At 67.9% G+C, this 23,696-nt stretch carries 17 protein-coding genes; 8 read left to right on the forward strand and 9 right to left on the reverse strand.

What is annotated here, in order from left to right; translation table 11 throughout:
* Positions 1-127 precede the first annotated feature (127 nt).
* The 6 genes from AC1DIP_RS15725 (at position 128) to sufU (ending at position 9,338) form a co-directional block, all read left to right on the forward strand.
* Complete coding sequence (locus tag AC1DIP_RS15725; RefSeq protein WP_476210065.1) at positions 128-748, forward strand: 50S ribosomal protein L25/general stress protein Ctc; 621 nt, start codon at positions 128-130, stop codon at positions 746-748.
* A 120-nt stretch (positions 749-868) separates the two neighbouring features.
* Positions 869-1,474: an aminoacyl-tRNA hydrolase gene (gene pth / locus AC1DIP_RS15730; protein WP_476210067.1), complete on the forward strand. Its 606-nt coding sequence runs from the start codon at positions 869-871 to the stop codon at positions 1,472-1,474.
* Positions 1,475-1,583: 109 nt separating this feature from the next.
* Positions 1,584-4,319 (forward strand): helix-turn-helix transcriptional regulator, encoded by a 2,736-nt coding sequence (locus tag AC1DIP_RS15735; protein ID WP_477734271.1) that lies wholly within the window; start codon positions 1,584-1,586, stop codon positions 4,317-4,319.
* 52 nt (positions 4,320-4,371) lie between these two features.
* On the forward strand, positions 4,372-6,960 hold the full coding sequence (locus AC1DIP_RS15740; protein ID WP_477734272.1) for a LuxR C-terminal-related transcriptional regulator: 2,589 nt from the start codon (positions 4,372-4,374) through the stop codon (positions 6,958-6,960).
* Between the two features lie 579 nt (positions 6,961-7,539).
* Positions 7,540-8,865, forward strand: coding sequence for a SufS family cysteine desulfurase (locus AC1DIP_RS15745; RefSeq protein ID WP_477734273.1), 1,326 nt, complete (start codon positions 7,540-7,542; stop codon positions 8,863-8,865).
* Between the two features lie 23 nt (positions 8,866-8,888).
* Positions 8,889-9,338 carry a Fe-S cluster assembly sulfur transfer protein SufU gene (gene sufU, locus AC1DIP_RS15750; RefSeq protein ID WP_477734274.1) on the forward strand — a complete coding sequence of 150 codons (450 nt, stop codon included), beginning with the start codon at positions 8,889-8,891 and terminating at the stop codon, positions 9,336-9,338.
* An 80-nt stretch (positions 9,339-9,418) separates the two neighbouring features.
* On the opposite strand, the gene AC1DIP_RS15755 is transcribed toward sufU, so the two are convergent.
* Genes AC1DIP_RS15755 through AC1DIP_RS15765 form a run of 3 tightly spaced genes read right to left on the reverse strand, consistent with a single transcriptional unit; the run spans position 9,419 to position 11,690 of the window.
* Positions 9,419-9,640 carry an SCO4848 family membrane protein gene (locus AC1DIP_RS15755; protein ID WP_476210077.1) on the reverse strand — a complete coding sequence of 74 codons (222 nt, stop codon included), beginning with the start codon at positions 9,638-9,640 and terminating at the stop codon, positions 9,419-9,421.
* A gap of 3 nt (positions 9,641-9,643) precedes the next feature.
* Positions 9,644-10,141 (reverse strand): DUF2505 family protein, encoded by a 498-nt coding sequence (locus tag AC1DIP_RS15760; protein ID WP_476210079.1) that lies wholly within the window; start codon positions 10,139-10,141, stop codon positions 9,644-9,646.
* A 43-nt stretch (positions 10,142-10,184) separates the two neighbouring features.
* On the reverse strand, positions 10,185-11,690 hold the full coding sequence (locus AC1DIP_RS15765) for an SDR family oxidoreductase (protein WP_477734275.1): 1,506 nt from the start codon (positions 11,688-11,690) through the stop codon (positions 10,185-10,187).
* A gap of 235 nt (positions 11,691-11,925) precedes the next feature.
* On the opposite strand from AC1DIP_RS15765, the gene mfd reads away from it, so the two are divergent.
* Together mfd and AC1DIP_RS15775 are read left to right on the forward strand one after the other, a co-directional pair.
* Complete coding sequence (mfd, locus tag AC1DIP_RS15770) at positions 11,926-15,582, forward strand: transcription-repair coupling factor (protein ID WP_477734276.1); 3,657 nt, start codon at positions 11,926-11,928, stop codon at positions 15,580-15,582.
* Between the two features lie 6 nt (positions 15,583-15,588).
* Entirely contained in the window at positions 15,589-16,401 is an 813-nt protein-coding gene (locus AC1DIP_RS15775; RefSeq protein ID WP_477734277.1) for a metal-dependent hydrolase, read from the forward strand.
* An 80-nt stretch (positions 16,402-16,481) separates the two neighbouring features.
* On the opposite strand, the gene AC1DIP_RS15780 is transcribed toward AC1DIP_RS15775, so the two are convergent.
* The 6 genes from AC1DIP_RS15780 to nirB all read right to left on the reverse strand — a co-directional run bounded on the left by AC1DIP_RS15780 (position 16,482) and on the right by nirB (position 23,543).
* Complete coding sequence (locus AC1DIP_RS15780; protein WP_141161127.1) at positions 16,482-16,745, reverse strand: hypothetical protein; 264 nt, start codon at positions 16,743-16,745, stop codon at positions 16,482-16,484.
* Positions 16,746-16,797: 52 nt separating this feature from the next.
* Positions 16,798-17,517 carry a deoxyribose-phosphate aldolase gene (gene deoC, locus AC1DIP_RS15785; protein WP_477734278.1) on the reverse strand — a complete coding sequence of 240 codons (720 nt, stop codon included), beginning with the start codon at positions 17,515-17,517 and terminating at the stop codon, positions 16,798-16,800.
* Positions 17,518-17,637: 120 nt separating this feature from the next.
* Positions 17,638-18,504 carry an FAD-dependent oxidoreductase gene (locus AC1DIP_RS15790; RefSeq protein WP_477734279.1) on the reverse strand — a complete coding sequence of 289 codons (867 nt, stop codon included), beginning with the start codon at positions 18,502-18,504 and terminating at the stop codon, positions 17,638-17,640.
* A 202-nt stretch (positions 18,505-18,706) separates the two neighbouring features.
* Positions 18,707-19,855 carry a uroporphyrinogen-III synthase gene (locus tag AC1DIP_RS15795; RefSeq protein ID WP_476210090.1) on the reverse strand — a complete coding sequence of 383 codons (1,149 nt, stop codon included), beginning with the start codon at positions 19,853-19,855 and terminating at the stop codon, positions 18,707-18,709.
* A gap of 14 nt (positions 19,856-19,869) precedes the next feature.
* Complete coding sequence (gene cobA / locus AC1DIP_RS15800) at positions 19,870-20,901, reverse strand: uroporphyrinogen-III C-methyltransferase (protein ID WP_477734280.1); 1,032 nt, start codon at positions 20,899-20,901, stop codon at positions 19,870-19,872.
* A gap of 2 nt (positions 20,902-20,903) precedes the next feature.
* Positions 20,904-23,543 (reverse strand): nitrite reductase large subunit NirB, encoded by a 2,640-nt coding sequence (nirB, locus tag AC1DIP_RS15805; RefSeq protein ID WP_477734281.1) that lies wholly within the window; start codon positions 23,541-23,543, stop codon positions 20,904-20,906.
* Between the last annotated feature and the right edge of the window lie 153 nt (positions 23,544-23,696).

Below are 23,696 nucleotides of genomic sequence, written 5' to 3' on the forward strand. Positions count from 1 at the left end.
GACTGGGTCTGCAGGTCCTTTTGCAGGGACCGCCTTCTTGAAGGGCCGCCTCCGGGCCGCCCGGCGTTGAAGGTCACACCAGACCTCCGCCCTTGCTGAACACCGTTTAGTCTTCAAGGAGATTTCCATGTCTGAGCAGAAGCTCGCAGCAGAACTGCGCACCGAATTCGGCAAGGGCTACGCCCGCCGCGCCCGGATGGCCAACCTGATCCCCGCCGTCATCTACGGCCACGGCGCAGAGCCCATCCACGTCACCCTCCCGGCCAAGGCCACCACCCTCGCGGTCCGCACCGCCAACGCCCTGCTGTCCCTGGACATCAACGGCGAAGGCCACCTGGCCCTGGTCAAGGACATCCAGCGCGATCCCGTAAAGCAGATCATCGAGCACATCGACCTCCTGACCGTCCGCCAGGGCGAAAAGGTCACGGTTGACGTTCCGGTCCACGTTGAAGGCGAAACCGCCCCCGGCACCGTCCACAACCTGGAACTGACCGTCGTGTCCCTCGAGGCCGAGGCAACCCACCTGCCCACCGCCGTCGTGGTCAGTGTTGAAGGCCGCGCCGCCGGCGAGCACATCCACGCCTCCGACCTGGTCCTGCCCAAGGGCACCGTCCTCCTGACGGACGCCGAGGCACTCGTGGTGAACATCTCCGAGGCCGTCGAAATCGCCGAGGAAACTGAAACCGAAGCTGCCGCCGAGGGCGCAGCAGAGGAAGCTCCCGCAGCAGAAGAAGCCGCAGCAGAGTAACCACTCCGCAGTTCCCGCAGTGGCCGGACCCCCGAGGGGCCCGGCCACTGCCATGTCCGCAGGCGGGCGTCCTTCCGGACGCTGCCATCCTGTCCACGCCATCCCCCTAGGATTGAATCCATGACTGACACCTGGCTGATCGTTGGCCTCGGCAACCCCGGCACGCAGTACCAAGGCAACAGGCACAACGTGGGCCAGATGGTGCTCGATGAACTCGCCGGCCGCATTGGGTCCGGCTTCAAAACCCATAAAGCCCGCGCCCAGGTCCTCGAAGGCCGGCTTGGCATCGGCGGCCCCAGGGTGGTCCTGGCGAAGCCGATGAGCTACATGAACGTATCCGGAGGCCCCGTCTCGGCCCTGGCCAACTTCTACGGCATCCCCGCGGACCACGTCGTCGCGGTGCATGACGAAATCGACATCCCCTTCAACACGGTCAAACTCAAGCTCGGTGGCGGGGAAGGCGGCCATAACGGGTTGCGGGACATCTCCAAGGCACTCGGCACCAAGGACTACCTGCGGGTCCGCGTCGGGGTGGGACGGCCGCCCGGACGGATGGACACCGCCGACTTTGTCCTTCGCGACTTCGGCACCGCGGAACACAAGGAATTACCTTTCCTGCTGGACGATGCCGCCGACGCCGTAGAGTCCCTGCTCCGGGAGGGACTCACGGCGGCGCAGCAGAAGTTCCACCCTGCCAAAACGGAAATACGCCAGCCGGAATCGTAAAAGTTCCCTCTGGCCCTGTTTCCCTGTCTGTGGCACGGGGTACTCTTCTTCCTATGCGGGGGAGCAATGGGGCTACATCCCGCTATTGCAGGATGTAGGGGAAAAGTTCATGTCAATCGAGCCACTCAGCTGGGGACGTGGGTCAACGCCGCAAGGTGACGGGCTGCCCACGCCATCCTCCGGGGCACCGGAGGGCCAGCAATGGTCCATGCCTGCACGAAGCGCCAACCTCGACGCCGTCCGCACCGCCCTGACCAGCGAAAACTCCTTGGGAGTGGTGATCACCGGTCCCAGGGGAGTGGGCAAGTCCTCCCTTGCCCGCGCCGCCGTGGCGGACCTCGGCCCGGATATCTGGTCCCTGCAGCTCCGGAGTGGGCCTTCGGGATCCGCCACCCCGTACGGTTGCCTCTCATTCCTGCTGGCCCGGCTCCCGCAGGCCTACATGGGCTCGCCCACCGCCATCCTCCGGGGCATCACCTCGTTGATCCGCAGCGACGCCGCCGGCAGGCCATGCGTTATTACGCTGGACACCTCCGCCTGCATCGACGACATGAGCGCGGGCGTGCTGCTGAACGTCCTGCTGACCGGCACGGCGAAGATCGTTGCCGTCGCCCCAAACTCCAGCGACCTTCCGGCTGATTTCCACTGGCTCCTTACGGACCGGAAGCTGACCGAAGTACGGCTCAGCAACCTCAACGAGCTGCAAACCAGGCAGGTGCTGCTGTCCCTGCTGGGCCACCGGGTCGCTTCCTCCCTGGTCAGCACCTACCACCAGATGGTGGGCGGAAATCCACTGCTGCTCAAAGCCCTTGTCACCGAACAGCAGCTCTCCGGAAACCTGGTCCTCTCCGATTCGGTCTGGACGCTGCGGGACAAGGTGGTGCTCGACGGCGCCGCCAGCCTTGATGACATCGTCCGCTCCCGCTGGTCGCGGGAAACTCCCGAGACCCGCGAGGTCATCGAAATGCTCTCCTGCGCCCGGCGCGTGGAGTTGTCCAGCCTCACCGCGATCTACGGCGCGGACGTGGTTGCGGACATGGAGGACGGCGCGCTGCTCGAGATCGACGACTCCGAGAACCGCTGGGTGTCGCTGCGCGAGAAATACATCGGGGATGTTGTCAGGACCTGGCTGAGCATCTCCCGGCGGCGCGAGCTTCGCAACGTACTCCTGGGCGGCAGGGAGCCGGACCCGGCAATCATGACGGTGGATGAACTGATGTCCTTCGCCGCCTGGACCCATGAGTGCGAGGCCGAACTGGCTCCCGCGCTGGCGTTGGCGGCTGCCGAGGCTGCAGTCCAGCTTTTCGACCCCCGGTTCGCCCTGACCTATGCGGACATGCTGCGGCGCACCGATGCCGGATGGGCGTCGGCGCAGCGCCAAAAGGCCGCGGCATACCTGCAGCTGGACATGCCGGACCAGGCCTTGTCAGCCCTGCAAAGTATTTCCCGGCCCGAGCTCGATGCCCTCGATCCCGAAGAGTATGCCCAGGTAATGGCCGCCAAGGCGCGGGTGATGCGGTACCTCCCTGAGCACGAGGGCAAGGTCCCCGAACTCCTGGCCACCGCCAGGGAATGGCTGGACAGGACGGCGCAGCCTCCGGTCTGGCCTGCACCCGCAGCCGTTGCGGCCAACCGCATCTCCTTGAGCGAATTCGAATACCAGGCCCACACCGGCAATTACGCTGCCATGATTCCGGCACTGGAACAGGCGGCCGATCCCGAGGCCAACCCGGACACCGCGTTCCGGTTCCAGTCCGCCATCACGCTGATGAGCGCCCTGGCGCTGACCGGGCGGGAGATGGACGCACTGAGCCTCATGCGCCAACTCGGCGGGCAGCTCACCGACGCCTCGCACATCGTTGGGCTCCGTGAGCGCTACACCAGGGAGGCCTACTTCGTGCTGCTGGTGGCGGGCCAGTGGCGGCGCTGCATCGACCTCCTCAGCCCCTTCAGTACTGGTCAGCCCCACCGGCTGCCGTACCGGAGCGCCGCCACCGAACTCGCGGCCGGAGTGGCCTTCGCTTTCTCGGGTCGGGGCGAGGCGGCCCTTGAACCCCTGATCTCCGCCGCTGCGCAGCTGGAACTGCAGCCAGTCCAGGCGGCCCTGCGGACGGCGTACGCCGCCACGGCCTTGGCCTACGCGCAGACCGGGAACGCCGCCTTTGCCCGCAAGTACCTGGCTAAGCTGCAAAGGACATCCGGCAAGGCAGGGTTCGCAGCGGAGAGCATCATCGAGTTCTGTGCCCTCGTCGCCGGCCGCTGGCTGGGCGACTCCGAGGCCGTGGCGGGACTGAAACAGGGTGCCCGCCGCAACCTCGAAGCAGGCAGGCACACCCTGGGCGGCATGTACCTGCTGGCCGCAACCGTGAACGGCAGCGATACCGACTTCCGCCTCCTGGAGGACATCGCAGGCCATCGGCAGGGTCCGCTGGCCGAAGTTTCACGGCTGATCGCCCTCGGGAGCAGGACGAAGGACGCCAAGACACTCCTTGCCGGCGGCGAGCTCGCAGCGACACTGGAGCTGGACGCCGTTGAAGCCCGGTGCATGGCGTTGGCGGTTGATTTCGCCCGCCAGGACGGGGACGCCCTCTCGGCAAGGACCGCCCAGGCCCGGCTGGACATCCTGGCCGCCACCGTCTCCAACCTGCCCATCGTGCCCAGCAGCGGGAGCCCGCTGTTGACCAGCCGGGAACGGCAAATTGCCCGAATGGCCGGCCGCGGTGCATCGAACCGTGACATCGCCATGGAAATGGGCGTGTCGGTCCGCACCGTGGAAGGCCATTTGTACCAGGTCTTCACTAAGCTGGGCGTGACTTCAAGGGGTGATCTGACTGGACTCGTCTAACGGGCACAAGCCGGCGGCTGCGCACCGGCTCCTTACCGGCCGCCGGGAGCCGGTGGAGCGGATCTGCAACCTGGTCCGGAACGGCACCCACCAGGCCGTGTTCATCATGGCCGGCCCGGGCATCGGAAAGTCGGCCGTAACGGATGCCGTAACGGAGCGGCTCGCAGGGACCATGAGCATCCTCCGCATCCATGCCAGTTCTGCCCTGGCCGGGGTGCCGTTCGGGGTCCTGACCCCTTATACGGGGGACCTCACCGCTGAAGAGTCGGTATCACCCGTGGCAGTGCTCCGCTCCATGTGGTCCTATTTCGAGAAGCTCAAGGGTGCCGGCAGCTCGCCGGTCCTGCTGGCGGTGGATGACGCCCACCACCTGGATGACGCCTCCGCGGGCGTTCTCGCCGAGGTGATTTCGGCTGGTTGGGCAACGGTGGTGGCCGCCGCCCGTCCGCGTCCGGGCCTGCCGCAGCCGCTGGACCAGCTTTGGTACGACGGCCTGGCCGAGCGCGTGGACCTCCGTCCCCTCAACCATGAACAGATCGAAGAAGTCCTGGCCCACATCCTTGACGGGACAGTGCCTGGTGCCACCGTGGATGCCATCTGGAATGCTTCCGGGGGAAACCCCCGGTTGCTTGATGCCCTGCTCCATGACGCCGCTGAAGCAGGCGTGCTGGCCAAGAGCAACGGAATCTGGATGCTGCTGGGTGCACTGCCCGCGGACGGTGCCCGGCTCGCGGCCGTAGTGGCCAAAGACCATCTCCGGCGGGGGCCCGAGGAACAGGAAGCCCTGAAGCTCATTGCCCTGGCCGGGCCGGTGGGCCGAAAGGTCATCGAGGACATCAGCGGGGCAGCAGTGGTCCGTTCCCTGCTGGACCAGCAGATGATCGTGGAAACCCCCGGTATCCCCGCTGAACTTTCCATGTGGAACGGGCTTTTCGCCGGGGCCATCCGGAACACCGTCTCCGTCTCCCGCAGCCTCCAGCTGCTCGAAAAGGTCAAGGCCCACCAGAACCCCACCCTGCTGCAGGGGGAGGGCCGGCTGCGGTCGGTGGAATGGGCCCTGGAGTGTGGCATCCGGGTGAGCGACGAAGAAATGCTTGCGGCAGCGAAAGAGGCCCTGCTGCGGTTCCGCAACCACAGTGCGCGTTCCATTGCCGCCCGCATCCACCACCCCCCGCTGGTTCCGCTGGCCCAGGCCATACAGGCCCGGGCGCTGTACAACGAGGGCGCCTATGCGGACGCAGCGGCTCTGCTGGACGCTTGCTGGCTCCCGTTGGCAGAGGACACCGAGGGACCGGCCGTCCTGATGCTCAGGGTCTCGGCACACCAGGCCACTGGCCGTCCCGTGGGTGTTGTGGCAGCGGACGTCGAAAAACACTCAGCATTGTCCGGCCGGGAAGACAACTGGCAGGAAGAGCTCCTGCACCTCCTGCAACTCGGCGCCGACGTGAATGTCCAGGCTTTGGAGGACGCCGTCAACGGGATGCGGAAGCGCCGCACCGGAACAGGTGGGGAACCGCTGCGGGCCTTGGCAGAGGGGCTCCTTGCCCATGCCCTTGCCTCCGCAGGGCGTCCGGTGGAGGGGCTCGAAGCCGCCCTGCTGGCAGCCTCGGAGCTGCCACCGCTGGAAGGCAGCCTGTTCTTCTTCCCTGAATTCGTGCTCGGGAGGCTCGTCTCCGACTACCTGGCCCTGGGCGAATGGGAGTCGGCGGAGCGGGAGATCAACCATTACGCCGCGGCCAACAGCCCGGGCGCAGCAACCTTCAACGGGAGCCTGCAGCTGCTCCAGGGCTATTCGCTGCTCCGCCAGGGGAGGATGGAGCGCGCCTACCAGGTCCTGCTGCCGGCCGTGGAGGCGCTGAGGCTCAACGACCCCCTGCAGCTGTACCGGTTTGGTACCGCACTGGGCTTCTATTCAGCGGCCCGGCTTGGGGATGCCGAACAGGCCCGGCGGCTGGAACAGGACCACAAAGACGCCGCAGCCGGCTGGCCCGCCCACGATCTCCTCGCCGAAGCCTACGTGGCAGCCGCCGCCGAGTACCTTGCCCGTGACGGCAAGGGGCTGGCCGCACTGCAGACCCTGATGACCACCACGGAGGCTTCCGCGCGCACCGGCAACCTGCTCGAAGTCCTGGCCATGTGCTGGGACCTGGGGGATCCCTCGGTGGTGCCCATGGTGCAGTCAGCCGCCCGTGGCGTGGAAGGCCGGTGGGCGGAAGCCCTGCTGACCCTGGCCACCGCCTGGGAGGCTGCAGACGGCGATACCCTCATGGCAACGGCTGCCTCGCTGGAGGAGGCAGGCTTTGTGAACCTGGCCCGGGAAGCCTATGCCCGTGCCAGCACCGTTTTGGAGCAGGCCGGAGAACGACGCCGCTCCAGGCAGGCCGTTGCCCAGCGGGAGAAGTGCGACCACGAACTGGGTGAGCGGTTCCGGGAAGGCCGCTTCATTGCTGCGGCGCCCGCCGTCCGCCTGACCCGGCGTGAGCAGGACATCGTGGAGCTGGCGGTGCAGGGCCTGACCGACCGGGAGATCGCCCAGCGGCTCATGGTCTCCGTCCGGACGGTGGAAGGCCACCTCTACCGGACCTACGTCAAGCTTGGGGTCCGGAGCCGCGACGAGCTCGAGTCGGCCCTGCCCAAGTAAAATCCCGGCCGGGCTAAGCCGGCCCTGCCCAAGTAATGTCCCGGCCGGTTAAGTCGGCCCTGCCCAAGTAATGTCCCGGCCGGTTAAGTCGGCCCTGCCCAAGTAATGTCCCGGCCGGGTTGAATCCGCCCCGCCCAACCGCTGCTCCGCGCCGCCTCCGGCGTTCCCGGGACAGTCACCCAGTGCTGCCCTAAGCGATCCCGCGCCAACAAGGACCGGCGCGTAGCCGCAGGGCGCCCCGGTAGTACTGTCCGGTGGATTCGAGTACTGCCTACTCGTGTACGGAAGGCCGCCGCGGGATTTACTTAAGGAGGCAAAGCGAAGCGGCCGGCTGGACGCCGCGGAGCAGCCGACAGGACATTGAGGCCCACTCAACTTCCGGCCCGCAGGGGCCGGGCTTAGACGGGGCCGGCGACGTCAGAGTCTTCTGAGACCGAGACTCTCCCCCCAGCCGTCGCCGGCCCTCTGCTCCCTCGGCTGAAGCCCGGGGCAGCGGTGGCGGCTGCCCCTCCCGGGCGGCCGCCACAGCCCTATGTGGGACAATTGGGTGTTAGCCATTGGCAGCCCAAGGAGTTCGTTTTGGCCGTAGTATCAACGCCAGCCACGCTGGAACGTGCCGTCCCTGCCATGGATAACGCCGAGGTGCTGCGCATCCGCAACGACTTCCCGGTCCTTGACCAACTGGTCAACGGGCAGCCGCTGGTCTACCTGGACTCCGGGGCCACGTCGCAGAACCCGTTGAGCGTCATCGAAGCCGAACAGGAGTTCTACGAACAGCGGAACGCCGCCGTTCACCGTGGCGCCCACCACCTCGCGGTGGAGGCCACCGAAGCCTTCGAGGATGCCCGGCAGACCATGGCCGACTTCATCGGTGCCGACTACGTGGAAACCATCTGGACGTCGAACGCCACCGAGGGCTTGAACCTCCTGTCCTACGCACTGTCCAATGCCGGGCTTTGGGCGGCCCAGGGCCGTGGAGACCAAGCGCTGAAGGGACTGGCGCTGAAGCCCGGCGACGAGATCGTGGTGACGGAAATGGAACACCACGCCAACCTGATTCCTTGGCAGGAACTGGCATTCCGCACCGGGGCCACCCTCCGCTACATTCCCATCGCGGACGACGGCAGCCTCCGCATGGACCAGGCCGCAGACATCATCGGCCCGCGCACCAGGATCCTTGCCTTTACCCACGCCTCCAACGTCCTGGGCATTATCAACCCGGTGCAGGAGCTGACGGCCCTGGGGCATGACGCCGGCGCCCTGGTGGTCCTGGACGCCTGCCAGTCCGCGCCGCACCTGCCCCTGGACGTCAAGGAGCTGGACGTGGACTTCGCGGTCTTCTCCGGCCACAAGATGCTCGCCCCCACCGGAATCGGGGTGCTGTACGGCCGGCAGGAGCTCCTGGACATCCTGCCGCCATTCCTCACCGGCGGATCGATGATCACCACGGTCACCATGGAACGGGCGGAGTACCTTCCGGCGCCCCAGCGTTTCGAGGCCGGGACCCAGCGCATTTCCCAGGCCGTTGCGCTCGCGGCCGCCGCCAACTACCTGACCGAAACGGGGCTGGACCGCATCCACCGGTGGGAGGCAGACCTTGGCCAGCGCATGGTGGCGGGCCTGGAAGGCATCCCGGGCATCAGGGTCCTGGGCCCGGCCGCGGGCAAGGAACGGATCGGCCTTGCCGCGTTCGACGTCGAAGGTGTCCATGCCCACGACGTGGGGCAGTTCCTGGACTCCCGCGGCATTGCCGTCCGCGTGGGGCACCACTGCGCCCAGCCGCTGCACCGGCGCCTCGGCCTGACCGCCACCACCCGCGCCAGCGCCTACCTCTACAACACCACCGACGACGTGGACCGCTTCCTCGAAGCCGTGGCCGGCGTCCGGCCCTACTTCCGCGCCTAGCGGAGAACACGAAAGTTGACATCATGAGCCTTGACCAGCTGTACCAGCAGATCATCCTTGACCACTCCAAGGCCCGCCACGGCAGCGGCCTGGCCACCACGGAAGCGCCGGATGGCACGTCCACCGGGCAGTCCCACCAGCTCAACCCGGTGTGCGGGGACGAGGTCACGCTCCGGCTTGCGGTCCAGGAGGGAAAGGTGGCCCAGATCGCCTGGGACGGGGCCGGCTGCTCCATTTCCATGGCGTCCGCATCTGTCCTGTCCGACCTCGCCCAAGGCATGACGGTGGCCGAGCTCCACGAAGTCATCGACAGCTTCCGGGAAGTCCTGCGCTCCCGGGGCAAGGTCCACGCCGATCCCGAACTGCTGGGGGACGCCGCCGCCTTCGAGGGAGTGGCCCGCTACGCGGCCCGGGTCAAGTGCGCCATGATTTCCTGGGTGGCGGCCGAGGACGCGCTCAACCAGGCGGCCTGAGCCCGACAGCAAACAGCCCGGGCCTTCCTCCAGCAGGAGGAAGGCCCGGGCTGTCGCGTGCCACTACGGGTTGTGCCGGGTCAGCCAAGCAGGCCGAGGACCCCGATCACGGCGGTGGCCAGCCCGAGCACCATGGAGATGCCCACCAGCACCACGTGGACGGTCAGGAACTTCGTTGCCTTGCCGGCGGCATCACGGGCGCGCGGATCCTTCATGACGCGGCGCAGGAACTGCGGCCAGACCACCAGCGACCAGACACCGGCAACAATGAGGACCAGCGCGGCGAAGACGGGAAGCTGCACGGGCTAGTGGCTTTCCAGCCAGGCCTGCGCCTGGGCGGCCTGCAGGTTCAGCGCCTTGGCCACCATGGGCTCGGCGGCGTCGGCGATCTTGCCACCGAGGAACGGCACGGAGGACTTCACGGCGCCCTCAAGTTCCACGCGGGTTCCGCCGGCGTCGGCCACCAGCCGCTGGACGGCGGTGACGTCCACGGGAGCGCCGGCGATCTTCAGCGAGATGTTGCTCTGGCGGGAGCCGTCCGCGGCGGGTGCCTCCCAGTTCTCAACCTGGGTCACCTTGAGGTGCTCACCCACGAATTTGCGGGCGATTTCGGGCAGCCTGGTGGTGGGCAGGGTGCGCACGGAGGTGGTGTTGAAGGCCCCGGCGATGTCGCCGTCCACGGTGAATGATTCCAGGCTGCCGCCCACCAGCTGGCTGACGTGGCGCTGGAAATCCTCGTTCACCAGCACAGCGGCAACGCTGTCAACGGGGTGCGGAAGGGTGGTGGTTGCGCTCAGCGCCATGGGTCCTCCTGGGACGTGGGGAACGGATTAAGCCTCCAACATCCTACGGGGTGGTGGCCGCGGGCTCCGCATCGGCCAGTTTCCGCGCGGTGGTGGTGATGTTGCGGGCCATGGCCGGGAAGATCAGGCTGTGGAACGGCAGGACGGCGAGCCAGTACAGCCTGCCGCTCAGTCCCTTGGGGAAGAAGATGGCTCGCTGCCGGTAGCGGCTGCCCGTCCCGTCCGGTTCCACGGAGAGCTCCAGCCAGGCACGTCCCGGGGCACGCATTTCGGCGCGAAGCCGGAGCAGCCTGCCGCGCTCGATCCGCTCCACCCGCCACCAGTCCACCACCTCGCCCGCGGCGAGGGTGTGGGGGTGCCGGCGCCCGCGCAGCAGGCCGGCGCCGCCGGTCAGCTTGTCCAGCCAGCCGCGGACCTGCCACGCCAGCGGCAGCGAGTACCAGCCGTTGCGCCCGCCAATGCCTTCGATGACCGTCCACACGTGGGCCGGATCCACCTCGCCGTGGAACGTCCGCTCGTCGATGTAGACCTTGTGTCCGGCCCACTCCGGGTCGCTGGGCAGGGGGTCGGAATCCGCGCCGGCATTGGCCCAGGTGGTCTCCACCTGTCCGTCCCGCTCCTTGCCCAGCGCCAGTGCCACCGCGGTCCGGTACGGGGTCAGGCCGCCGTCGGGCTGCGGGATGTACTGGTCGATATCGTGCTCGTTGGATACTGCGTCGTGCTGGAGCGACTGGACCAGCGGGACCGCCATGGACCACGGGATGGGCGTGGTCAGCGCCACCCAGATGCCTGCCAGCTTGGGCGCAGGGATGGGCAGCGCCAGCACCACCCGGTAGGGCAGGCCTGCTTCCGCAGAGTATTCCTGCATCATCCTGGCGTAGGTCAGGACCTGCCGGCAGCCAATATCGAACGTCCTGTTGATGGTCCCCTCCAGGGATGCGGCGGCAACCAGGTAGTAGAGGACGTCGCGGACGGCGATGGCTTCGATCCGGTTGCGCACCCAGCTGGGCGCCGGCATCAGCGGCAGCGTTTCGGAGAGGTGGCGGATCATCTCGAAGGAGGCGGAGCCGGAGCCGATCACCACCCCTGCCTGGAACACCACGGCGTCCACCGGGCTGTCCAGGAAGACCTTTCCCACGGCCTCGCGCGAGCGCATGTGGGTGGAAAGTTCCACCCCCTGCGGGTGCAGGCCGCCCAGGTACACAATCCGGTGCACTCCCGCGCCGGTGGCAGCGTCCGCGGCGGTCCTGGCCATGGCCTTTTCCTTCGCTTCGAACCCGGCCCCGGCCGCCATGGAGTGGACCAGGTAGTAGAAGACGTCGACGCCGGCCAGCGCTTCCCGGAGGGCGTCGCCGTCGTCGAGGCTGCTTTGCACCACCTCCACCTTGTCGCGCCAAGGGACGCCGGCGATCTTGTCGGGGGAGCGGACCAGCACCTTCACCGTGTGGCCGGCTTCCAGCAGCTTGGGCACAAGCCGGCCGCCGATGTAGCCGGTGGCGCCCGTAACGAGGACGGTCCTGGGTGTTGGTGTGGCACTCATTGCGGTCATGCTGGCTCCTGTTCGTCCCTTGGAATTCGCAGCGGCCGCCCCTGCGGACGGCTGCGCTGCGGAAAAGGCTGCGGAAATCGCTCGACATTGCCAGCCTAGATCCATTCCCGCGGGCATGGTTCCGTGCTGCCACGCCGTTCCTGCGCGGTAGGCTGGAAGTACCCGGGATTCGCAGCGAATTTCGGGTTTTCGCGTTGCCTGCTTGCTTTCGCTGAACACCACAGGAGCTTCTGCCATGAGTCTTCCCGGCCAGTCACCCGCCGGCACGGTCCCCACGCTGGATGGCCTGCGCCGTGCCCTGGAACCGGACCAGACGTTCGCCCGCGTCCGGGCGGAGGCCGCCAGGGGCTTCGAGGTCCGCGGCCAGGACTACCAGATCAGCGCTCCTGCCGGCCTGCGCCCCGTGCTGCTGGCGGAGATGGCGGACGGCCTGGCAGCGTCCGCGGACGGCCGCGAACCCGGCGTCGTGCTCGCTGTCACCGCCACCGGCCGTGAAGCGGAGGATCTGTCCGCAGCACTGCGCGCCTACCTGCCCGCGGATTCTGTGGCGGAGTTTCCCAGCTGGGAGACCCTCCCGCACGAGCGCCTTTCCCCACGTTCGGACACCGTAGGGCGCCGGCTGTCCGTGCTGCGCCGCCTGGCACATCCGGAAAGTTCGACGGCGGCCCGCCTGCGCGTCGTCGTCGCGCCGGTCCGCGCCGTGGTACAGCCTGTGGTGGCCGGACTTGGGGACCTTGTTCCCGTCACGCTGAAGGTGGGCCAGGATGTTCCGTTCACCAGCGTGGTGAAGAGCCTCGCCGACGCCGCGTACGCCCGGGTGGACATGGTCACGCACCGCGGCGAGTTCGCGGTCCGCGGCGGCATCATCGACGTCTTTCCGCCCACGGAGGACCACCCCATCCGGGTTGAGTTCTTCGGCGACGAGGTTGACCAAATGCGCTGGTTCGCCGTGGCCGACCAGCGCTCGCTGTCCGCCCCGGGCGTCCACCACCCCACGGAACTGCACGCCCCGCCCTGCCGCGAGATCCTCATCACCCCCTCCGTGATGTCCCGCGCCGCGACGTTGAAATCCCAGCTTCCGGCTGCCGCGGACATGCTGGAGAAGATCGCCGGCGGCATCGCGGTGGAAGGCATGGAATCGCTGGCGCCGGTACTGGTGGACGCGATGGTCCCCTTTGTGGACCAGTTGCCGGCCGACTCCATCGCCGTGGTGATCGAACCGGAGAAGGTGCGCACCCGCGCCCACGACCTCGCCGCCACCAACGAGGAATTCCTCGAGGCGGCATGGTCCACCGCGTCCGACGGCGGGGCAGCACCTTTGGACCTCAGCTCGCAGGCGTCGGCCGCGCTCCATTCGGCGAGCTTCCGGTCGCTGGCCGAGACCCGCGGCTCAGCCCTGGCGCACGGCGTCTCCTGGTGGTCCATCACGTCCCTGGCGCAGGACGCGGAACTGCTGCCCGAGATCGATGTCCTGAACCTGCACGCCCGTGAACCCCGCGGCTACCAGGGCGACGTCGCCGAGATGATGGACTTCATCGGCTCGCACGTGCGGGACCAGTGGCGGATCGTGGTGGCCACCGAGGGCCCTGGGCCCGCCCAGCGCCTGGCCGAGCTGTTCCACGAAAACGACATCCCCTGCGCCCGCGTCGACAGCCTGGACCACGAACCCCAGGCGGGCATCATCGAAGTGACCACCGCCGCCGTCGGCCGCGGTTTTGTCCTGGACGGGCTCAAACTTGGCCTGCTCACCGAAGCAGACCTGCTGGGCCGTACCTCCGCCGGGTCCACCAAGGACATGCGGAAGATGCCCTCCAAACGGCGCAACGCCGTTGACCCCCTGCAGCTGGTGACGGGGGACCACGTGGTCCACGAACAGCACGGCATCGGCCGGTTCGTCGAACTCATCCAGCGCAAGGTGGCCGGCGGCGGCGACGGCGTCCGGGAATACCTGGTGCTCGAATACGCGCCCGCCAAGCGCGGCGCCCCCGGCGACCGCCTGTTCGTCCCCACGGATCAGCTGGACCAGGTAACCCGCTACGTTGGCGGCGACACCCCGGTCCTGAGCAAGATGGGCGGTGCGGACTGGGCCAGCACCAAGTCCAAGGCGCGCAAGGCCGTCAAGGAGATCGCCGGTGAACTGATCCGGCTGTACTCCGCCCGGATGGCCTCCCGCGGCCACGCCTTCGGCCCCGACACCCCCTGGCAGCGCGAACTGGAGGAAGCCTTCCCCTACGTGGAGACGCCGGACCAGCTGACCACCATCAACGAGGTCAAGGCGGACATGGAGCGGGAGATCCCCATGGACCGGCTGGTGTCCGGCGACGTGGGCTACGGCAAGACCGAGATCGCGGTACGGGCGGCGTTCAAGGCCGTGCAGGACGGCAAGCAGGTGGCAGTGCTGGTGCCCACCACGCTGCTGGCCCAGCAGCACTACGAGACCTTCACCGAACGGTTCTCCGGTTTCCCCCTGCGGGTCAAGCCGCTGTCCAGGTTCCAGTCCGCCAAGGAGTCCAAGGAGACCGCCGAGGGCGTCAAGAGCGGCGCCGTGGACGTGGTGATCGGCACCCACCGGCTGCTGTCCAAGGACTTCGAGTTCAAGGACCTGGGCCTGGTGATCGTGGACGAGGAGCAGCGGTTCGGTGTGGAACACAAGGAAGCGCTGAAGAAGATGCGCACCAACGTGGACGTCCTGGCCATGAGCGCCACCCCGATTCCCCGTACCCTGGAGATGTCCCTGACCGGCATCCGGGAGACTTCCACCCTGGCCACCCCACCGGAGGAACGCCACCCGGTGCTGACCTACGTTGGCCCGTACACGGACAAGCAGACCTCCGCCGCGATCCGCCGCGAGCTGATGCGTGAGGGCCAGGTGTTCTTCGTCCATAACCGGGTTTCGACCATCGAACGGACGGCGGCGAAGATCCGCGAACTGGTACCTGAAGCCAGGGTGGAGGTGGCGCACGGCAAGATGTCCGAGAGCCGGCTGGAACAGATCATCGTGGACTTCTGGGAGAAGCGCTTCGACGTCCTGGTCTGCACCACCATCATCGAGACCGGGCTGGACATCTCCAACGCCAACACATTGATCGTGGATGGCGCGGACAAGTACGGGCTGTCCCAGCTGCACCAGCTCCGCGGCCGGGTGGGCCGTGGCCGGGAACGCGCCTACGCGTACTTCCTGTACCCATCAGAGAAACCCCTGGGCGAGGTGGCGCTGGAACGGCTCAAGGCGGTAGCGGCGCACAACGAGCTGGGCGCGGGCATGCAGCTGGCGATGAAGGACCTGGAGATCCGTGGCGCAGGCAACCTGCTGGGCGGGGAGCAGTCCGGCCACATCCAGGGGGTTGGCTTCGACCTGTATATCCGCCTGGTGGGCGAGGCCGTGGCCGACTTCCGCGGCGAAGCCGAAGAGAAGGCTGCGGAAATGAAGATCGAGCTGCCGGTCAACGCGCACCTGCCGCACGACTACGTTCCCGGCGAACGGCTGCGCCTGGAGGCCTACCGGAAGCTTGCCGCCGCCCTCACCAACGAGTCCATCGACGAGGTCCAGGCCGAGCTGGTGGACCGCTACGGCGAGTTGCCGCTGCCCGCGCAGAACCTGGTGGAAGTGGCGCGTTTCCGTGTTGCCGCCCGGGAGGCCGGCCTCTCCGACGTGGCCCTGCAGGGCAACTTCATCAAGTTCTCCCCGGCATCGCTTCCGGAGTCCAAGACCATGCGGCTGAACCGGATGTATCCGGGATCGCAGTCCAAGCCGGCCATGGACGCCATCCTCATTCCCAAGCCCAAGACGGCGCGGATCGGCGGCCGGGACCTCCAGGATGCCGAGATCCTCGAATGGGCCAACGGCGTCATCCGGAACATCTTCTCCGACGCCCCGCTGGCGGTGAGTTAGCACTTGATGGGAGGACACCACGCCGCGTCGGGAGCCGCGGCGTGGGTAGCTGTTGCGTCCACCGGCCCGTACACCCTGGGCTGGTACCCGCTGGATCCCACCGGCATCCTTATCGGCGGCATGGCCACGGCCGGCACCGCGCTGGTCTGCGACTGGGACCACCGGTCCAGCACGGTGGCCCATTCGCTGCCGCCGCTGTCCAATGTGATCGCCCGCGGCATTGAAAACGCCAGCGGCGGCCACCGGCAGGGCACGCATTCCATCCTGGGTGCGGCGTTCTTCGTGTTCCTCGCCGGGCTGGCATCGCAGGTCCACGTGGACACCGGCTGGGGACGGCTGTCCGTCGGCGCCGGGCTGCTGTGCATGTTCCTGATCAACATCGCGGCGAAGGCGCTGAAACTCTTTCCCAAGAGCGGCTTCATCTCCAACTGGATCTTCGCCCTGGTCATGGCAGGCCTGGTGACCGCGTACGCACCGGAACAGTGGACGTGGCTGCCCACATCCATGCTGATCGGGGTGGTGGTGCACATCGTCGGGGACCTCATCACTACCGGGGGAGTGCCGCTGCTGTGGCCGTTGGTGGTGCGGCCGCCGAAGATGCTGCGCCGGCTGCCCCTGTTGCGGAGCGTCTGGCGTGCCAACGGTGCACTGTCCGTCCCCCTGCTGGGCCGGGCCGGTTCCAAGCGGGAATGGCTGGTGCTGATCCCGGTGAGTGCGTACGCGATGGTGGGAATGTCAGTGGCCGGCTGGGCCATCGCCCAGCACCACTGGGGCCGGGTAGCGGCGGCCGCGGGGGCGTGGATCAGGCTCTGGTTCTAGCCGGCCGCACCAAGGGCACCAAATGAGGAAGGGACCCCGGACAGTGTCCGGGGTCCCTTCCTGTGCTGCGACTAAGGCCTTTAGTGCTCGCCGGCGGAGTCCGAGCGGCCAAAGATGGTCTGCGGAAGCCAGAACGCCAGCGCGAAGAGGAGCAGGCACACGGCCATGGGCCACGGGTTGTCCAGGGTGAGGAAGGACAGCGAGTAGATGGCGCCGAGGAACAGGGCGAAGCAGACCACGAACAGGATCACGCTGGTGGCGAGGTTGTTTTCGTTCTGCGGGGTCCGGACCGTCTCCTTGTTGGACGCCGTGTCCCTGCTGGACGCGTTGATCTGGCTGGACATGTGTTCCTCCTCGGCCCCAAAGGGCATGATCTGTGGCGGCTTCCGGCCAAGGTCAGTAAGCGGTTGAACCTTGTTCACCCTTGACGATGGCTATTCCGGAGCTGGCACCAATTCGTGTTGCACCTGCTGCAATCATAGCCTGAGCATCCGCCAGGGACCGTACGCCGCCGGAGGCCTTGACTCCCACCTCCGGGCCCACGGTTTTGCGCATCAGGGCCACATCCTCGACCGTGGCACCCCCGCCGTTGAAGCCCGTGGAGGTTTTCACGAAGTCGGCGCCGGCCTCTACTGCCGCCTGGCAGGCGAGCACCTTCTGCCCGTCCGTCAGGAGGGCTGTTTCGATGATGACTTTCAGGATGGCGCCGCCCGCGTGGACCGTCTCGGCCACCGCGGCGATGTCCTCGACGAGGGCGCCCTTGTCCCCGGCCCGTGCGGCAGCGATGTTGATCACCATGTCCACCTCCGCGGCGCCGTCCAGGACCGCGCCGCGGGCTTCGAATGACTTCACGTCGGTGGGGGTGGCGCCGAGGGGGAAGCCCACCACGGAGCAGGTGAGGACGCCTGAACCCCGAAGTGCCGTGGTGACCGTCTTGACCCAGACCGGATTGACGCAGACCGACTTGAAGCCGTATTCGGCGGCTTCGGCGCAAACCTTCAGCACATCGGCTTCCGAGGCTTCGGGCTTGAGCAGCGTGTGGTCGATGTAGGAGGCGATGTCCGCGGACCGGCCCGGATCGGCGGTGCCTGCGTGAACGGTGGCTTCGTTGCTCATGATGGTCCTCTCGGAGGGCCTTGTGGGCCCGGCGTTGACTCGGTTTCGGGAACCATCTTGTCACAGCGGGCCGCGCCGCAGCAGGCCCCACGCAGGAGGCCCGCAGGCGGGGGTGGCCGCTCAGGCCGCCTGCAGGACCGGCGCCTCCGCCGCGGCACTCAGCAACTGGGTGGCGCAGGCGCCTGCCGCCGAAGCCGCCGCCACCAGCAGCCCCAGCCGCACGCCGTCGAACGCTGCCGCGTCCCCGATCGCCCAGATCCCCTGGACGGACGTGCGGTAGTCCCGGCTGATCACGATGCCGCCCCCGGGTGCCGTCTGCAGCCCCGCGCTGGCGGCCAGGCCGTCGCGCGACACCCGCTCCTCGGCCATCACCACCAGGTCACCGGTCATGCTGCTGCCATCCTCGAAGACGACGGCGGACGCGGCCTGCCGGGCGGATGGGCCGGACACGACGGCGGGGATGATGGCGGCGGGGCGGGCAGTGGTGCGGATGGGCCGCACACCTTTGGCGCGCAGCACGGCTTCGGCCTGCCCTGCTGCCGCGCCGGTGCCCACCAGGATCCCCACCGGACGGCGCCCCAGCGCCCGGGCCACCTTTTGCACACCCTTCGCGACCCTTGGTGCGTCGTCGATGGTGGCATAGCTCAGGCACTGCGCGGCACCGTCCACCGGGCTCGCAACGGGGGCCGATCCGGTGGCGATAACCAAGTGGTCGTAGGCGAATTCCATGCCGTCAGCAGTTGCCACCGTGCGGTTGGCGGGGTCGATGTGGCTGGCAGGCTGGCCAAACCGCACGGACACCTGGGGCAGCATGGCAAGCTCCAGCAGCTCGTCGGGGGTGTCGTCGCGGTTGCTCAGCACGGTGACGGTCCCGGTGAACCGGGCGCGGTCCAGTTGCGCCACAAGGGCCTGAGCCGCGGGGCCGGCGCCCGCAATGACAATGCGGGTGGCGGTGGAGGTGGACAGTGAGGATGCCGGAGCGGACATGTGCTGGCCCTTTCGCTGGCGGCCGGTAAGCGGCCGGAACTTCGTGTTGGAACACAGCGTAGGCCCGCGTTTTTTCCGGAGTGTTTCCCCTCAGTTGCTGTTCAGCGGGCCCGTGTTCGCCAATATTTACCGGCCGGTAACAGAACCCGTGACGCACCTCTCATTCACCAGCCCGCCGACACAAAAGCCCGGGCCCGGGCAGCTAGACGCGGATCCGGTACCCGCGCTTCACCACGGTTTCGATCAGCTTGCCGTCCGGCAGAGAGGACCGCAGCCGGCTCACGGTCATGTCCAGCGCGTGCACCGAGCCCCGCAGTTCCAGCAGGTCGGACAGCGATTCACGGGACAGGACCGCACCGCCGGCGCCCAGCAGCGCACGCAGGAGCAGCAGGGGAGCGGGCGCCAGTTCCACCTGCTGCCCGTCGATGCGCAGGCTGCGGCCCCGCAGCTCGATGCTCCCGGAACGGGTATCCAGCCGCCGGACGTGGTTCAGCGCCAGGTGCTCGCACACCAGCCGGATCAGCGCACCCATCCGGAACCGCTCCGGGATGAGCGGCGTTATCCCGGCGTCCAGGAGGGGCTGGGCCGTCACGGGACCCACCACGGCCGTGGTGACGTTCAGTTTCAGGCTCTCCACCAGCTGCTTGTAGAGCCCCATCTCGTGGGCCGTGCTCCACATGGCATCCACGGCGGGGGCGCTCGTGAAGGTCAGGACGTCCAGGTTCCCGGTGCAGGCAGCGTCGATGAGCCGCGGAAGCCGGTCCTCGCCGTCGGGCTTGACCCACCGGTAGGGCGTGACGGTCAGGACCGTGGCGCCGGACATCCTCAGCCGCTCGAGCTGGCGGACGTCGGTGTAGCCGTGCAGCTGCATCGCCACGGTCTTGCCCCGGACCCCTTCAGCCAGCAGCATGTCCACCAGGGTGGAGGTGGTTTCGTCGCTGCTGATCCCGACGTCGGCAAGGCCGGCAGCCCGCACCGCACCGCGGGCCTTTGGGCCACGGACGAACATGCGGCAGCTGCCCAGCGTTTCCAGCAGTTCGTCGCCGATTCCGAAGGAATCCGCGGCCTCGCACCAGCGGCGCATGCCATACGCGGTGGTGGCGATGCAGAGATCGGGCTTGGCGGCGATGATGGCCCGCGTGTCCTCGATGAGGCGCATGTCCTCCTGGACCGGGGCGATCTTCAGCGCAGGGGCATGCAGCACTTCGGCGCCGCGCCGTTCCAGGGCTTCGATCAGGTCGCGGGACCGCCGGTCCGAGGTGACGCCGATGCGGAATCCCTCCAGCGGCGACTCCGCGGCGTCAGGAGCTTCTTCAGCCTGCGTGGGTTCGGCGGGTGCAAGTGCAGTCATGGGGGTCAATCCTTTCATGATCCCAGCAGCGAGGCCGCCAGCCTGTCCAGGTCCGCTGCCGCGCCGGCGTGCTGCTGGTTGGCCTCCGCCACCCGCACCACCTCGCCGATGACCAGTACGGCCGGGTTGCTGCAGCCGGCCGCGGCAGAAGTGATGGTGCCCAGGTCGGCGATGGTGGTGCGCTGGCCCGGCCGGTATCCGCGTTCCACCACGGCCATGGGCATGTCCGGGCGCATGCCGGCGCGGCGCAGCCCTGCCGCAAGCTGGTGGAGGGTGCCAATGCCCATCAGCACCACGATGGTGCCGCCCAGCCCGGCAAGGTGGTGGTGCTCCTCCTCGGTGAGCGGTGCATGCCCGGAAACCACCGTGAACATGTGGCTGACTTCCCGGTGGGTCACCGGGATGCCTGCCGCTGCCGGCACGGAGATGGCGCTGGTCACGCCGGATACCACGTGGACCTTGACGCCGGCCGCCACGCAGGCGGCCACTTCCTCCCCGCCGCGGCCAAAGACACAGGGGTCCCCGCCCTTGAGGCGGACCACGTTGTTGCCGGCGAGGGCGCTGTCGACCATCAGCCTCTCGATATCCGACTGGCTGACCTTGTGGTGGCCCGGCTTCTTCCCGACGTCCACCAGGTCCGCAGAGGTCAGCAGCGGCAGCTCCTGGTACGGGGCCAACCGGTCATAGAAGACGACGTCCGCATCCCGGAGCGCCTTGACCGCAGCCACGGTGAGCAGGTCACCGGTGCCCGGGCCGCCGCCCACCAGGGTGACGTGCCCGGCGGGGCCGGCCGCCGGCTCGGCAGCGACCGGGATGCCGGCTTCCCGGCAGCGGTCCAGGAGTACGGCCCAGCCGGGCTGCCCGTCCTCGACGGCGGCCACCAGGAACAGGTGCTCCGGCAGTGGGGTGCCCTGGGCGTCGTGCGGGCTGGTGAGTCGGTGGACGACGGCGCCCGCGGCCCGGTACCGGCGGACCGCCTGCCGCGCGGCGGTGGTGGTGCCGGCCACCAGGACGTTCCGGCCGGCCAGGTCGATGCTCAGCTGCATGGTTATGCCTCGTTTCCAGGGGTGGTCGTGGCGGTGCGGACCGGGATGGAGGCGCCGATCAGAACTTTGCCTTTTTCCTCTGCAGTGGCGGGGCGCATTTGGCCGCGCTCGTCGGGGACGAAGGTGATGGAATCGTCCTTCTGGTCCGGGGCGTTGACGAAGGAGCGGAACCGGCGCAGGCGTTCCGGGTCCTTCAGGGTGTCGGCCCACTCGTCGATGTAGGTGTCCACGTGCTTGGCCATGGCGGCCTCGAGGTCGGCGGCGATGCCCAGGATGTCCTTGACCACCACGTCTTCGACGTGCTTGATGCCGCCGTCGAGCTCTTCCTGCCAGCGCGCGGTGCGCTGCAGGCGGTCGGCGGTGCGGATGTAGTACATGAAGTAGCGGTCGATGTACTTGATCAGCGTTTCGTCGTCCAGGTCCTTGGCCAGCAGCTGGGCGTGGGCCGGGGTGGCACCGCCGTTGCCTCCGACGTAAAGGTTCCAGCCGTCCGCCGTCGCGATGACGCCCACGTCCTTGCCGCGGGCCTCGGCGCATTCGCGGGCGCAGCCGGAGACGCCCATCTTGAGTTTGTGCGGGCTGCGCAGGCCGCGGTAGCGCAGCTCCAGCTGGATGGCCATGGCCACCGAGTCCTGGACGCCGAAACGGCACCAGGTGGACCCGACGCAGGACTTCACCGTGCGCAGGCTCTTGCCGTAGGCCTGCCCGGATTCGAAGCCGGCGTCCACCAGTTCCTTCCAGATCTCCGGGAGCTGTTCCAGCCGGGCGCCGAACATGTCGATCCGCTGGCCGCCGGTGATCTTGGTGTACAGGTTGTATTTTTCCGCGACGGCGGCGATGACTCCGAGTTTCTTCGGGGTGATCTCGCCGCCGGCGATGCGGGGGACCACCGAGTAGGTGCCGTCCTTCTGCATGTTGGCCAGGGCGCGGTCGTTGGTGTCCTGCAGCGTGCCGCGGCCCGCATCCAGGACGTAGGCGCTGTTCTGGCTGGCCAGGATGTTGGCAATGGTGGGCTTGCAGATGTCGCAGCCCGCGCCGGTGCCGTACTTGGCCATGATCTCCTCGAAGGAGGTCAGTCCCAGGACACGGATGGCGTCGAAGAGTTCCTGGCGGGACAGTTCAATGTGCTCGCACAAGGCCTTGGAGACCTCGACGCCGGACTTGGTCAGCTCGGTTTCCAGCAGCTTTTTCAGCATGGGCACACAGGAGCCGCACTGGGTGCCGGCACGGGTGCAGCCCTTCAGCTCGCCCAGCTCCTGGACGGGGGCGTTCCCCTCGCAGGCGCCACAGCCGTTGATGGTGTCCCTGATGGTTCCCGCGGTGACGTTGTTGCAGGAGCAGAGTGTGGCGTCGTCGGGGAGCTCGGTTTCCGGAGCTTCGCCGCCGCCCGCCGCGGAGAGGAAGGCACCGGGCTCGGCCGGAAGTTCGCGGCCCAGGAGCGGGCGCAGGCTCATGTACGGCGATGCGTCGCCGACGAAGATGCCGCCCAGGAGGGTTTTGGCGTCATCGGTGGTGACGATCTTCTGGTAGACCCCACGGGCGGGGTCGGCGTAGACGATTTCCAGGGCGTGCTCAGTCCTGGCGAAAGCATCGCCGAAGCTGGCAACGTCCACACCGGAGAGCTTGAGCTTGGTGGCCGTGTCGAAGCCGGGGAACGTGGCGTCGCCGCCGTGGAGCCGGTCGGCCACGATCTCGGCCATGGTGTTCGCGGGGGCCACCAGGCCAAGGCACATGCCGCCGAAGTTGGCCACTTCGCCGATGGCCCAGATGCCGGGTACTTCGGTGGCGCAGTAATCGTTGATGACTACCCCGCCGCGGGGGCCCAGGCTGAAGAGCTGGTCTTCGCCCTCGGCGGCGCGGAAGAGTTCGTCGCGGGGTTTGACGCCGACGGCGACAATCACCAGGTCTGCCGGGATGACGCGGCCGTCAGCCATGAGCACTCCGGTGACCTGGCCGTCGTCGTCCGTCACAATTTCGGACGGGAACACGCCGCCGTGGACTTCGAAGCCCTTGGCCTCGATGAGCCGGCCCAGGGCCTGGCCGGCGCCCTCGTCCAGCTGGGTGTTCATGAGCCAGGGCGCACCGTTGATGACGACGGGGGTGGCGCCGAGCTGCTCGGTGCCGGCGGCCGACTCGAGGCCCAGGAGCCCGCCGCCGATGGTCACCGCGTTGATTTTGCGGCCGAGCTTTTCGGTGAGCCCGGCAATGGCCTTGTTGATGGCCCACACGTCCTCGAGCGTCCGGTACACGTGGGCGTGCTCGGCACCGGGGATGGGCAGGCGCACGGCGTCCGAGCCCGTGGCCACCACCAGCTGGTCGTACTCGTAGTGGTGGCCGGCGGCGGTTTCCACGCTCTTTGCTTCCGGGTTGATCTTCACCACGCGCTCGCCGGTCTTCAGGGCCAGTGACCCGTGGTCCCACATGGAAGCGGTGCCCAGGGTGAGGTCCACACCGGCATCGGTGAGGGCCTTGGAAAGTGCCACCCGGTCGTAGGGGAGGTGCGCTTCCTCGGTGAGGACCGTGACATGCCAGCCATCGAGGCCGCGGGCATGCATGGCGTCCGCAAAACGGTGGGCCGCGGGGCCGCCGCCGGCGACGACGATGCGGCGCGGTGTCTCTGTGCGTGAAGTCTGTTCGGTCACTGTGGGCCTTTCGCATGGGCCGCAGACGGTGCTCTGCAGCTTGTGCCTCCAGCCTAGGAAGGGGCAGTTTCGCCTCAGTTTCCCAATTGTTTCGTCAACTTAACTTCTGCATCACGAACGCATTTCCGCCCGCGTTAGGTCTCTTTTACGCCC

The organism is Pseudarthrobacter sp. 05T312 (assembly GCF_056396685.1).